This window comes from Streptomyces vulcanius (assembly GCF_042653945.1).
Taxonomy (GTDB): Bacteria; Actinomycetota; Actinomycetes; order Streptomycetales; family Streptomycetaceae; genus Streptomyces; species Streptomyces mangrovi.
The window spans coordinates 195,524-207,837 of the sequence record NZ_JBHSFK010000015.1 but is presented as its reverse complement, the minus strand read 5'-3'; the positions used below and the strand labels follow the sequence as shown (position 1 = coordinate 207,837).

Here is a 12,314-nt window from a genome sequence, read left to right as displayed (position 1 = left end):
ACTCCCCACCCCCCGGGGACCGCACTTGCGCCGGCCCTCCAAGCCACATAATATTATGGTCGTAATTCTATTGGGCGCGCCGACGACAGCTCAGCCTGCAGGGGCACGGGCTGCGCCATCGGGCCCGAAGCAGAAGAGCCCGGTGACCCCGTTCACCTGGTGTCCGCCCCCGCGCCTCTGCGATCCACCACCCACCATCCGAGGAATCACCCATGCTCAACGCCCTGTGGAACCCGACCGCCGCCGGAGAGATCCCCCTGCCCCACCGGCTGGCCATGGCCCCCCTGACCCGCAGCCGGGCCACCCCGGACGGCGTACCGACCGAGCTGAACGCCGAGTACTACGCCCAGCGCGCCTCGCACGCGCTCATCATCACCGAGGGCACCCAGCCCTCCGCCGACGGCCAGGGCTACCCGGTGACCCCGGGCATCTACACCGAGGAACACATCGCGGGCTGGCGCCAGGTCACCGACGCCGTACACAAGGCCGACGGGCGCATCGTCATCCAGCTGATGCACGTCGGGCGGATCTCCCACCCGGACAACACCCCCCACCACCGGCAGCCGGTGGCTCCCTCCGCGATCAAGCCGGCCGGCCAGACGTTCACCGCGTCCGGGCTCCAGGAGATGCCGGTGCCGCGCGAGCTTTCCACGGAAGAGGTCGCCGCGACGGTCGACGACTTCCGGCGCGCCGCCGCGGCCGCCATCGCGGCCGGCGCCGACGGCGTCGAGATACACGGGGCCAACGGGTACCTGGTCAACCAGTTCCTCTTCCCCAGCACCAACCAGCGCACGGATCAGTACGGGGGCTCCCTCGACAACCGCATCCGTTTCGCGGTCGAGGTCGCCACGGCCGTGGCCGACGAGATCGGCGCCGGCCGGACCGGCATCCGGATCTCTCCCGGCAACCCCTTCCAGATCAACGACCTCGCGGAGAGCGACCCGCACGAGCTCTACCCGCACCTCCTGCGCGCCCTCGCCCCCCTCGACCTCGCCTACCTGCACATCGGCCACGGCGGCGACGAGGAACTCCTCTTCACCCTCCGCAAGCTGTGGCCGACCACGCTGATCCTCAACCGGGGCGGCGCCGACATCGCCACCCGCGCCAAGGACGTCGAAGACGGCCTGGCCGACGTCGTCACCGTCGGCACCATGGCCCTCGCCAACCCCGACCTCGTCGAGCGCGTACGCTCCGGCGCCCCCCTGAACACCCCCGACCCCGCCACCTTCTACGGCGGCGGCGCGGCCGGCTACACCGACTACCCCACCCACGCCGCCTGACGAAGAGCGGCCCGGTGCCCGAGGGAACCACCACCCTCGGGCGCCTCGACACAGCTGCGGCGCACGACGGCCGGCGACCCGAGGAGTATCGGGCCGCCACCGACATGCGCCGCAGCTGTTTCACCCCGCGTCCCGGCGTTCTGCGCCGAGGTCGAGGGAGTCCGGCATCGCCGCACCGACATCACCGGTCCCCGCCGATGCTCACCTTTGAGCGGGAGGCACCGGGAAGAGCATGCAGCTACTGGTGGCGTGGGCGAGCAGGCGGTCCGTCGCGTCGACCAACTGAGCCTGGGCCAGGGCGGTTTGACGGCCCTTGCTGACCACCGTGCCGATGGCGCGCACCGTACCCGTGTCCACGGTGATCCGCCGCAGGAACTTCACCGTCAGGTCGAGCGAGGTGTAGGCCGTGCCCTGCGGGAGGGTGGACTGGACGGCGCACCCCGCCGCCGAGTCGAGCAGGGTGGCGAAGATGCCGCCGTGCACGCTGCCGATCGGGTTGTAGTGCTCCTCACCCGGCGTCAGGGAGAAGACCGCTCTGCCGGGCTCCACCTCGTCCAGGGTGAAGTCGACGGTGTAGTTGATGGGCGGTCCCGGCAGTCGCCCCGCCTGCAGCTCGCGCAGGAAGTCGATGCCGGCCATGCGTCGGGCGGCTTCCGCCAGGAGCGCGGGATCTTCCCATTGATACGTACGTGTTCGTCCCACGACCGGCGCCTTCCCATCTGACTTTTGCAAGTGAAGCTAGCTGCGGGCTCACCTGACTGTCAATGACGAAGCCAGACCCTTACGATGGCGGAATGGAGTGGCTTGAGGCGAGCACGGAGAACTGCCCCGTCCAGCGCACGCTCGACGTGGTCGGAGAGAAATGGACCTTGCTGATCCTGCGTGACGCCGTCAACGGAGTCCGCCGCTTCGACGACTTCCACCGCCACATCGGCCTGTCGGAAGCCGTCCTCAGCGACCGCCTGCGCAAGCTGACCGCGGCCGGCATCCTGAAGACCGTCCCGTACCAGGAACCCGGCAGCCGACCCCGCAACGAGTACCGCCTTACCCGCAAGGGCTGGGACCTGTGGCCCGTCCTGATGGCGCTCAGCCAGTGGGGCGAGACGTACACCCTCGGCACCGAGGGTCCCGTACTGGACATCCGCCACACCGACTGCGACGCCCCGGTCCGCGTCGTCGTCGAGTGCTCCGCGGACCACTCCCCCCTCACCCCCGGCAACGTCACCGCCCGACTTGGACCTGGGGCTCGCCTCCGGACCTGAGCCATCGCTCCCGGCCCGTACGATCACCGACCAGCGGCCGAATTCACCTGCCGATCGTAATATTACATATGTCAGGTCATGGATTAGTCTTGAGTGCGAGGCAACTGCCTTACGGAGCGAATGGAGGAAGCTCGTGGTGCGCTACGCCAAGGAGCACAAGCAGGTGACGCGGCAACGCATCATCGAGAAGGCCGGCCACCGGTTCAAGCAGGACGGCATCGACGGCTCGGGCATCTCCACGCTGATGTCGGACGCAGGGCTCACCAACGGAGCCTTCTACGCCCACTTCGCCTCCAAGGACGACCTCGTCGCCCATGTCGTGGCCGAAGAACTGCACACGCAGGTCGCGGCGTACGACACTCTGCGGTCCGGCCGCCCGGGACTCGAGGACCTCATCCGCGAATACCTGTCCCCCGAGCACCGGGACCACCCCGGCCTCGGATGCCCCTCCGCCGCCCTGCTCGACGAGATCGGCCGCTGCGAGGACGGGACCAAGCAGGCCTACACCGACGGCGCGCGGGCCATCCTGGACGAGATCGCCGCCCGCCTGACACCCGAGGATCCGAAGTCCGCCCGCAGCAAGGCCATCGGGCTCTTCACCATGATGGTGGGGACGCTGCAACTGTCCCGCGCCCTGTCCGACCGCAAGTTCGCCGACGAGGTCCTTGAGCAGGGAATCGGAAACGCCCTCGCATTCATGAGGTGAGGGGAAGGCCTACGGCCGCCCACGGACTCGCAGGAAGGCTTCTCTGCGAAACCCGTTCTTGCGTCGAGCAGGCCTTCACCGGACTCAAGGACTCAGAAACTCCGAACGGGCACCTCGCGCCGCTCGCCCAAAGGGCGTCACGGCTCTGAGGCAACGCCCTCGGCCCAGGCGACGACTGCACTTCACGCCTACTACCGCTCGAGGAACTCGAGAGCCGTCTCCACGAACTGCCGGTGGAACTGGAAGACGCCACCGTGGCCGGCGTCGGGGTAGATCACCAACTCGGCGTTCGGCAGTCGCCGCGCCAGGTCGGCCGAGTTCTTCGACGGAACCATCCTGTCGCTGTCACCGTTCGCGACGAGCACGGGCTGCTGAATGACGGAGAGATCGTGGGGCTTCTCGAGGCCCCAGCGGTGAATGGCCTTGAGCTGGTTGCTGTACGCGATGGGGGACATGGTCTTGTCCCGGTCGGCGGTGCGCTCCTTCAGGCGGGCCAGGAACTCCTTGCCGGCCCGACGCCCATTGGCGGTGCGGGTGAAGAAGAGGAACTGCTTCGGGTCCTGGAAGGTGAGCAGGGCCCGGGCGGTGTCGAGATGGGACAACACCGTCACGTTCTTGATGCCCTCGCCACCCGCGGGACCGGTACCGCTGAGGATCAGCTTGCGCACGAGCTGCGGATCGGTCTGCACGATCACCTGGGCGACCATGCCGCCCATCGAGAAGCCGTGGATGTCGACGCGCTCCAGTCCCAGCGCCCGGATGAACGTGACGGCGTCCTTCGCCATCTCCTGGATGGTGCGCGGGGTCGAACCGGTGGAAGCGCCCACACCCCTGTTGTCGAACGTGATGACCCGGCGCTTGGCGGCGATGCCGTCGACGACCCGGGGGTCCCAGTTGTCGAGGACCCCGTAGAGGTGGTTGAGAAAGACCACCGGGACGCCGGAGCGGGGACCCAGCTCGCGGTAGGCGAACGTCACTCCCCCGGCGGTGATGGTGCGGGTCGGCGCGTTCTTGTACGACGTCACCACGTCGCCTCGTACTTCCTGCGAGTCACTCACGGTCATGCCTTTCGGAATGGGGTTTCCGCGCCGACGCCGCCCCCTCCTCTTCGGTTGGGGAGGGCACAGAGCAGTTACCCGCGTCTCCCGACTGCGGCTGCAGCTGCGGGGTCGACGTCAAAGGCGTGGGCATCGGAACCCTGAGCGGTCGAGCCCCTCAGCATCACGTCGACGATTAAAGTATGACCGTAATTCCATGGAGTGGCAAGCCGCCGGCTCGACCGTCTGGACCGTCATACCCGCCTGTCCAGCGCCTGCGGCCCTGAACAGGCGGGTACGGTAGCGGTCTCCTGTCACAGGAACACGCTGCCCGGCATGTCAGACGACAAGCCACTGCTGGTTGTACCCGGTGTTGCAGGTCGACTGGTCCAAGGCCGCCCCGTTGGCGGTCGACCCCCCGGCGACCTCGAGGCACTTGCCGCTGTTGACGTTGGTGAAGGTCACGTAGCCGCCGATCACCGCCGTCTTCGTCCACAGTTGCTGTGCGGCTCCGGTGCACGTCGACTGGACGGCTACCGCGCCGTCGGCGGTGGAGGCGCCGGAGATCTGGAGGCACTTGCCGCTGTTGACGTTGACCAGCTCGTAGTTGGAGCCGACGGCCGTCGACACCCACTGCTGGTTGGCCCCGGAGTTGCAGTTCCCCGCGTTCACGGCCGCGCCGTCCGCCGTGCTCAGGAACCAGACGTCCGCGCACTTGGCGCTGTTGCGGTTCAGCAGGTGGTTGTTCGCAGCCCCCAGGGGGCCGGCGAGGACGGGCCAGCCGCCGGAGAAGGTGACCTGGCGGATGTCGAGGGTCTCCTGCCCGGAGTTGTTCCCGTCGTAGTAGTGGTAGGCGAGGAACTTCGACGAGCCGTCGTCGTAGGCGTCCGCACCGCCCGCGGCCACCCTCGGGTAGGCACCGGTGAGGACGCTGGTCCCGCCGCCGGAGGCCATGTCGGTGCCGTTCTGGTCGAGGTACGGTCCCGTGATGCTGGTGGACCGGCCGACCACGGTGTAGTAGGTGCTGTTGACCCCGTTGCAGCAGTTCCCCTTGGAGCCGAAGAGGTAGTAGTAGCCGCCGTTGAGGATGATCGTCGGGTTCTCGATGCCGACGGCGATGTGCCAGAGGTTGTTGTCGGTGGTGGACAGCTTGCCCGTGGCCTGGTCCAGGACGTGCATGTAGGTGCCGCTGCCGGTCCAGGAACCCCAGGAGATGTACAGCCGGCCGTCCGGACCCCAGTCGACGTTGGGGTCGATCGGGTAGTTGACGTCCGTGACCAGGCCCTGGTCGGTCCACGGGCCTTCGATGTTCGTGGCCGTGGCCAGACCCATCACCGCGTAGTTCGTGCCCCAGAGCGAGCCGGCGTAGTACAGGTGGTACGTACCGTTGAAGTACTTGATGTCGGGGGCCCAGATGTTCGGCGGGGTCGAGCCGAGCTTGGTGGTGATCCAGGACGGTGTCGAATCCCAGACGTTGCCGATCTTGGTCCAGCCGGTGGCCGCGGTGCTGTCGCACGTCCTGCGCTCGGTGATGGAACCGCTCGGGTTGAGCGAGTCGTGCTCGAACCCGGTGGAGAACCCGTAGTAGCAGTTGCCGACCTTGATGACCGAGGGGTCGTGCATACGGATGTCACCGCCGAGAGCCTGCGCCGGACCGGCAGCGGCCAGACCGAGGAAGACCATGAGGGCGGCCACGATCGCGGCGAGGGCGGGAGGGACACGCCGTCTGCGGATTCCGGCGCGTGGACCTCCGGTGCGATGGCTGGTCATGCGAACTCCTTTGTGTCGCTGATGTGCGGGTGCGACCGAGTGGCCGACGGTCGGCAGTCGGTCGGCTACTCGGGGGTCCGCCGCCCGGTACGGTCCCGCCTACGGCCCAGTCCTCGGGAGACGGGCCGAGAACGGAGGCGGCTGGTACGGAGACCGCAAACGGGACCGGAGGATGTGTGCCTGCCGGCTCGCGTGAGCAGCGGAGATCATCGGTGGGCGGCTCCGCCCCGGGACGCCGTGGCCGACTGCCCGCCTGTGGAACGGCGAGGCTAGTTGATCTTGGTGATCGTCCAGCGCTGTGCGGATGCGGTCGAGACGGACTCCTGGTCCAGCAGGGCTCCGTCGCCGGTCGACGCGCCGACCACCGACAGGGCCAGTCCGCCGGCACGGTTGACCACCTGGTACTTACCGTCGCCGGTGTCGGTAAGAGACCACTGCTGGGACGTTCCGCCGGATGCCGGCTTCTGGACGACCGCGCTGCCGCTGGCGGTGGCTCCCGCCGAGTCGAGGAGGTCGCCCGAGAACGTGTTCGTGATCGTGTAGTAGGAGCCGGTCCGTGTGAAGGTCCAGTACTGATCCGGATGGTTCACATCGCGGTACTGGTCGGCCTGCGTTCCGTCACCGCTTCCGATCACCTCCGCGTACTTTCCGCTGCTGGCGTTGGCCATCACGAACTGACCGCTGGTGAAGTCGGGCGCCGCCGTCTGGATGAGGTTCCACCGCTGGTTCGCCGAGGACGCGAGCGGGGCCTGCGTGGCCTGCTCCAGCAGCTGCGTCTGGCCGTTCGCGTCGGTGGCCATGGTCAGGGCCAGGTCACTGCGCCGGTTGACGAAGGTGTATCCGCCGGCCGGTGCCGGCTGGACCGACCAGTCCTGCTCCGCACCGCCCGTCGACGTCCACTGGATGGCACCCGTTCCGGAGGACAGCGAGCCGCCCGGGATGGCGAGGTACTTCTGGCTGAAGGTGTTGTAGATGCGGTAGTACCCGTTGCTCTGCAGCTGGAACTGCCAGTTGTGGTCGGCGGTCCCGTTGTCGGCGGCCTGGACGACCTGGGATCCGGAGTTGGAGTTGGGGACGCCCAGGACGTCGTTGCTGAGCTCGTTCTGGATCTTGTACCCGGCCCCCGTCGAAATACCGCCGCCGTAGTCGTCGACGCCGTAGGTGACCTTGTTGGTGCCGTTGGTGGTCAGTACGCCGCCGCGGGTGACCAGAAGGCTCTTGCCGTCGGCGAGCGGGAGCAGGCCGCGGCTGTAGCCCGAGACGGTGTTGGAGAACATGCGCACCCAGGTCGCGCCGTTGTCCGTGCTCTTGTACAGCTGCTGGTCGCTGTACGCCTGCACGACGATCGTGCCGTTGGGGCCGCCGGTCGGCAGCCAGGTGACATACGGATTGGCCTTGGGCTGGATACCGTCCGTGGTGACGAGCTGTACGCCGGTGACCGAGCCGAAGTTCTCGGGGTTGTCTGCGATCTTGTAGTAGATCGGGCAGCCCGAGATCGGCGCGTTGCAGTACTCGTAGGTGAGGATGTACTTCCCGTTGCCGAGGCGGGCGACGATCGCCATACCGGGTCGGGCGTTGTAGTCCGAGTAGGTGACGTCGTCGACCTCGGAGGACCAGTTGACGCCGTCGGTCGTGGTGAAGTGGGCGAGCTTCTGTCCGTGCGCGGGGTCCCGCTGGTCCGAGATCCAGGCGATCAGCTTGTTGTTCGCCACCATGAAGTACGGCTCCCACACGGGGGTGTGGCCGTTGGAGGCCACGGCGTCTCCGCCGGTGGCGATGGAGCTGACGAAGGACCAGGTGACGCCGTGGTCGGTGCTGGCGTACATGTCGATCTTGGTCTTGGAGTTGTCGGTGGGGATGGAGTCGCCCGCCGCGATGATCGTCCCTGCCGGGAACGAGCCGATGGCCTGTGGCAGTTCGTAGAGCACGGGTTCGAGCTGGATGCTGTTCCAGGAGTTGGCCTGGTCGTTGATCGTGGAGATCTGTGTCCAGGTGTGCCCCGAGTCGGTGCTGCGGTACACCGGCATGCCGCTGCCCGAGTACTGCTCGAAGGACGCAAGGAGCGTGCCGTTGGCGTCGGTGCTGTGCTCCAGCCGGATGGCGTGCGCGTAGAGCGACCCGTAGGAGGGTGCTCCGCTCGGCGGCTGCCACATGACGCCGCCGGTGTAGGTGACGGCACGGGCGGACACAACCGGTGCCGTGAAGGGCACCAGGGCGGCCACCGCGCCGATGGCGGCGGCCTTCGCCCATGATCGTCTGTTCCTGTGCATGGATTCGTGACTCCCTCGACAGTGAGAGAAGGGCAGGGAACACAGCGCGGGCATGAGCTCGCTACGTGCTCCGACGCAGAAGGGCAGCACCGATCCGGTCGGGCCACGGCCTGGCGGCGCGACACCGGAAACGTCATCGCTGGGTGGGGGCGCAAGTGATGGAGGACGAGATTGATGCGCTTCAATCTTTTGGCGATGCGAGGCTGACACCCTCCGCGCCGCCCGTCAAGAGTCCGCGCACTCATCGCGCAGGCCGAGCCCTCGCACCGGGTCACGCCCCCTTGGAGGGCCAGCCGGACGGTGGATGGCCTCGGGAGCGTGCGGCGACTCGCGTGCGCTCCGGAGGTGAAGCACCGTGACCTCGGCATCTGCGCCACCAACAGTTACCTGGAAGAGCGGGGCCCCAAGTAGATGTTGGAGCGCTTCAAAGGAAGCGTGTACTCTACGCCTGTCCACACCGGCCTGGCCCCGTCGATTCGTGTCCAGGCCGATCGAGACCGGAAGTCGAGGAGCGTCGTGGCAGCCGCAGGTCCACGGGCAAACGGGCACGCCGGTCCGAGCATGCAGGACGTCGCGAAGGCGGCGGGCGTCTCGCTCGGCACGGTGTCCAACGTCCTGAACCATCCGGCCAAGGTCAGCCCGGTGACGGCGCAGCGCGTGCGCGAAGCCATCGCCCGGCTGGGTTTCGTGCGCAACGACGCGGCCCGGTCGCTGGCGTCCGGCTCGAACGACAGCGTCGGGATGGTCCTCGCGGACATCGAGAACTCGCTGTTCATCGACATGGCCCACGGCGCACAGGAGGCGGCCCGCGCGGCCGGCCTCAACCTGCTGCTCGCGAACACGACGTGTGACATGGGGCTCCAGGACGACTACCTGGACGTCTTCGACCAGGCCAGGGTGACCGGCATGCTGCTGGCCCCGATGGAGGACTCCAGCGCCGGCATCGCCAGGATGCGCTCGCACGGACGCCAGATCGTGCTCCTGAACTTCTCACCGAAACCGGGCACGTGCTGCTCGGTGCTGGTCAACAACGAGCACGTGGGGTATCTCGCGGCACGCCACCTCATCGACACCGGACGCACCAGGCTGGCGTACGTGGTCGCGCACGACGACTACCAGCCCGTGCGTGAACGGCGCAGGGGGGTACGCGCGGCGGTCGAGGAGGCCGGCGCCCGCGTGACGCTGGAGGAGATCGACAGCGTCGGCCTGACCACGGCGCACGGCCACCTGGTCGGGAGGGATCTCGCCGGGCGGAAGCCCGGTGACCTGCCCGACGGCCTCGTCGTCGTCGCCGACGAACTGGCCAACGGCATCATCCACGAACTGCACACCGTGGCCGGCATCGGTGTACCCGACCAGGTCGCGGTCGTCGGGTGCGAGAACAACCGTACGGCCGGTTCCGCGGCGGTGCCCCTGACCGCGGTGGACCTGCCCGGGCGGGCCATGGGACGGGAAGCGATGCGGCTACTGATGGACGAGGTGGCCTCGGGCGAGCGGCATCGCCATGCCACCGTCGTGCTCGAGCCGGAGCTGATCATCCGCTCCAGCGCGCCGCGTTGAGCACGGAGCCCGCACGCGTCTCCCCCTGACGGGCTCTGCTCTCCTGGCGTACCCGATTCCTCTTGCTGTGCACACATTGCGGTTCAGAAATATCGACGAATCATCCTTGACATGGCCGTGTAGCGGCGCATAGGTTCCGGGCAACATTGAAGCGCTTCAATGCGCTGTGCACCGCGAGGAGCAACCCCGTGCACCACACCCCCAAGCCCCGCAGCCTCGTCATCCTGGCGACCGCCACCACCGCCGGCCTTCTGCTGAGCGGATGCGGCGGCACGAACGCGGCGAGCGGCGGCGCCAAGGACTACTCCCTCACCATCAACGACGACAACCACATCGTGCAGCAGGAGCTCAAGACCCTGAGCACCGGCGCGTGCAAGACGCAGAACGCAGCGCTGCCGCTGAAGATCCAGACGCTGCCGATCAGCAACGTCGACCAGAAGGTGCAGCTGCTCGCCGGGCAGGACGCGCTGCCCGTGCAGTTCGCGGCGGGAGGCACTCCGGAGCTGACCAAGACGCTCGACAAGGCCGGCAAGGTCCTCGACCTCGAGAAGACGCTCAAGGACCTCGGGGTGTGGGACGACATCCAGCCGGCCGCGGTCAAGACGGTGCAGAACCTGTACGGCAAGTTCAACGTGATGCCCTACCAGTTCAACATCGAGGGCATCTGGTACAACAAGCAGCTTCTCGCCGCCCACCACATCGCCGTCCCGACGACGTACGACGAACTGGTCGCGGCCGCGGCGAAGCTGAAGGGCGCGGGGGTGACCCCCTTCTCCGCGGCGGGCAAGGAGGGCTGGCCCCTCACCCGTCTCGTCAGCGGCTACCTCTACCGGGAGCTGGGCCCGGACGCCCTGCAGGCCGTCGCGGACGGCAAGGCGAAGCTGACCGACCCCGCGTACGTCAAGGCCGCGCAGGCCATCGCCGACCTGGGCAAGGCCGGCTACTTCGGCAAGGGCGTCGGATCGATCGACTACGACACCGGGGTACAGCAGTTCCTCACCGGCAAGGCCGCGATGTTCTACATGGGCAGCTGGGCGCTGGGCGACTTCAACGACAAGACCAAGAACAAGGTCGGCGCGGACAACATCGGTTTCATGCCGTTCCCGACCGTGTCCGGAGGCAAGGGGTCCGCGGACCAGATCCCGGCCAACGTCGGCCTCCCGGTCGCCGTCTCCGCGAAGTCGTACGACTCCAAGGTCGGCGACTGGCTCTCCTGCACCGCGAAGAACTACGGCGCCGCCTCGCTGAAGGACCAGGGCACGATCTCCGGGTTCAAGCCCAAGGGCGACACCGGCACGCTGCCGCCGCTCACGCAGCAGGTGCAGGACACCATCTCCAAGACCACGACCAGCACCCTGTGGTTCGAGGCGCTGTTCAACACGAAGGCGACCGAGACCAGCCAGACGAACGCCGCGCCGCTGGTCACCGGGTCCCTCTCCGCGCAGGACTTCATGAAGAAGATCCAGGCGGATCTGGACAACGGCTGACCCGTCCGCCGCCACCCGCGAACCGTTCCCAACCCCTTCTCGAAAGAGCCGACATGCGTTCAGTTCTGGGCGACCGCCGCGCCCTCGCCATCCTGTTGGGGCCGGCGCTCCTCGTGTACACACTGGTGATGCTGGTGCCGATGGGCTGGTCCCTGGGGTACACCTTCTTCAAGGGCAACGTCATCGAGGGCTTCTCCTTCGACGGGTTCGGCAACTTCGAGAAGCTGTGGCACGATCCGCAGGCGCATTCGGCGCTGTGGTTCACCTTCAAGTACGGGGTCGTCGTCAGCGTCGGGCAGGTGCTCTGCGGGTACCTGCTCGCCCTGCTCTACGTGTTCGTGCTGCGCAAGTCGTCCGCGCTCATCCGCACGCTGGTGTTCTTCCCGGTGATCCTTCCGACGGTTGCCGTGGCCCTGATGTTCCAGAAGCTCTTCGCTGTCGCGCCGCAGAACGGCCTGGCCAACACCGCCATCGAAGCGCTGGGCATCCACCACAGCGACTGGTTCGCCAGCGGCGGCGGAGCCTTCCTCGTCCTGGTCGTGATGGACGTGTGGCGCTCGATGGGCTTCTACGGCGTGCTCATCTACGCGGGGCTGCTCGACATCCCCGAGGAGACGATCGAGTCGGCGCGGATGGACGGCGCCACGGGATGGCGGCTGATCCGGCACATCGTCCTGCCGCTGTCCTGGCCGGTGGTGTTGTCGTCGGCCGTGTTCAGCATCAACGGCACGCTCAAGGTGTTCGACTCGGTCCTGGCCCTGACCAACGGCGGGCCGGGCAGCGACACCACGCCCCTGACGCTGTACATGTTCCGCACCGCGTTCTCCTACGGCGACTACGGCTACGGCAGCACCATCGCGTCGCTGCTCACCGTCGTCTGCCTGGGCGTCTCCCTCATCATCTTCCGTTTCTCGCGACGCGACCCGACCAAGGGCTGACCTC

At 67.6% G+C, this 12,314-nt stretch carries 10 protein-coding genes; 6 read left to right on the top strand and 4 right to left on the bottom strand.

Annotation, left to right across the window (positions count from 1 at the left end; genetic code table 11):
• Nucleotides 1–212 precede the first annotated feature (212 nt).
• Nucleotides 213–1,280, top strand: a complete 1,068-nt coding sequence (locus tag ACFPIH_RS24080) for an alkene reductase (protein WP_381174800.1) — start codon at nucleotides 213–215, stop codon at nucleotides 1,278–1,280.
• Between the two features lie 201 nt (nucleotides 1,281–1,481).
• On the opposite strand, the gene ACFPIH_RS24075 is transcribed toward ACFPIH_RS24080, so the two are convergent.
• On the bottom strand, nucleotides 1,482–1,982 hold the full coding sequence (locus ACFPIH_RS24075) for a PaaI family thioesterase (protein WP_381174802.1): 501 nt from the start codon (nucleotides 1,980–1,982) through the stop codon (nucleotides 1,482–1,484).
• A 92-nt stretch (nucleotides 1,983–2,074) separates the two neighbouring features.
• On the opposite strand from ACFPIH_RS24075, the gene ACFPIH_RS24070 reads away from it, so the two are divergent.
• Complete coding sequence (locus ACFPIH_RS24070) at nucleotides 2,075–2,542, top strand: winged helix-turn-helix transcriptional regulator (RefSeq protein ID WP_381174804.1); 468 nt, start codon at nucleotides 2,075–2,077, stop codon at nucleotides 2,540–2,542.
• 133 nt (nucleotides 2,543–2,675) lie between these two features.
• Nucleotides 2,676–3,248 (top strand): TetR/AcrR family transcriptional regulator, encoded by a 573-nt coding sequence (locus ACFPIH_RS24065; RefSeq protein WP_381174806.1) that lies wholly within the window; start codon nucleotides 2,676–2,678, stop codon nucleotides 3,246–3,248.
• 191 nt (nucleotides 3,249–3,439) lie between these two features.
• Here ACFPIH_RS24065 and ACFPIH_RS24060 read toward each other — a convergent pair whose 3' ends face one another.
• The 3 genes from ACFPIH_RS24060 to ACFPIH_RS24050 form a co-directional block, all read right to left on the bottom strand.
• Nucleotides 3,440–4,312, bottom strand: coding sequence for an alpha/beta fold hydrolase (locus ACFPIH_RS24060; protein WP_381174808.1), 873 nt, complete (start codon nucleotides 4,310–4,312; stop codon nucleotides 3,440–3,442).
• 312 nt (nucleotides 4,313–4,624) lie between these two features.
• Nucleotides 4,625–6,055 carry a family 43 glycosylhydrolase gene (locus ACFPIH_RS24055; protein ID WP_381174810.1) on the bottom strand — a complete coding sequence of 477 codons (1,431 nt, stop codon included), beginning with the start codon at nucleotides 6,053–6,055 and terminating at the stop codon, nucleotides 4,625–4,627.
• 269 nt (nucleotides 6,056–6,324) lie between these two features.
• Nucleotides 6,325–8,325, bottom strand: coding sequence for an RICIN domain-containing protein (locus ACFPIH_RS24050; RefSeq protein WP_381174812.1), 2,001 nt, complete (start codon nucleotides 8,323–8,325; stop codon nucleotides 6,325–6,327).
• Between the two features lie 561 nt (nucleotides 8,326–8,886).
• On the opposite strand from ACFPIH_RS24050, the gene ACFPIH_RS24045 reads away from it, so the two are divergent.
• The 3 genes from ACFPIH_RS24045 to ACFPIH_RS24035 all read left to right on the top strand — a co-directional run bounded on the left by ACFPIH_RS24045 (nucleotide 8,887) and on the right by ACFPIH_RS24035 (nucleotide 12,310).
• Complete coding sequence (locus ACFPIH_RS24045) at nucleotides 8,887–9,885, top strand: LacI family DNA-binding transcriptional regulator (RefSeq protein ID WP_381174814.1); 999 nt, start codon at nucleotides 8,887–8,889, stop codon at nucleotides 9,883–9,885.
• 188 nt (nucleotides 9,886–10,073) lie between these two features.
• Complete coding sequence (locus ACFPIH_RS24040; protein WP_381174816.1) at nucleotides 10,074–11,372, top strand: ABC transporter substrate-binding protein; 1,299 nt, start codon at nucleotides 10,074–10,076, stop codon at nucleotides 11,370–11,372.
• 53 nt (nucleotides 11,373–11,425) lie between these two features.
• The gene (locus ACFPIH_RS24035) at nucleotides 11,426–12,310 is read left to right on the top strand and encodes a carbohydrate ABC transporter permease (protein WP_381174818.1); all 885 of its coding nucleotides are present in this window, start codon (nucleotides 11,426–11,428) and stop codon (nucleotides 12,308–12,310) included.
• Nucleotides 12,311–12,314: the final 4 nt, after the last annotated feature.

Excerpts from the sequence above, each read along its gene's own strand:
- ACFPIH_RS24055 (WP_381174810.1), bottom strand. The coding sequence starts at position 6,055 with ATGACCAGCCATCGCACCGGAGGTCCACGCGCCGGAATCCGCAGACGG.
- ACFPIH_RS24035 (WP_381174818.1), top strand. The coding sequence starts at position 11,426 with ATGCGTTCAGTTCTGGGCGACCGCCGCGCCCTCGCCATCCTGTTGGGG.
- ACFPIH_RS24045 (WP_381174814.1), top strand. The coding sequence starts at position 8,887 with ATGCAGGACGTCGCGAAGGCGGCGGGCGTCTCGCTCGGCACGGTGTCC.
- ACFPIH_RS24070 (WP_381174804.1), top strand. The coding sequence starts at position 2,075 with ATGGAGTGGCTTGAGGCGAGCACGGAGAACTGCCCCGTCCAGCGCACG.
- ACFPIH_RS24060 (WP_381174808.1), bottom strand. The coding sequence starts at position 4,312 with ATGACCGTGAGTGACTCGCAGGAAGTACGAGGCGACGTGGTGACGTCG.
- ACFPIH_RS24080 (WP_381174800.1), top strand. The coding sequence starts at position 213 with ATGCTCAACGCCCTGTGGAACCCGACCGCCGCCGGAGAGATCCCCCTG.
- ACFPIH_RS24050 (WP_381174812.1), bottom strand. The coding sequence starts at position 8,325 with ATGCACAGGAACAGACGATCATGGGCGAAGGCCGCCGCCATCGGCGCG.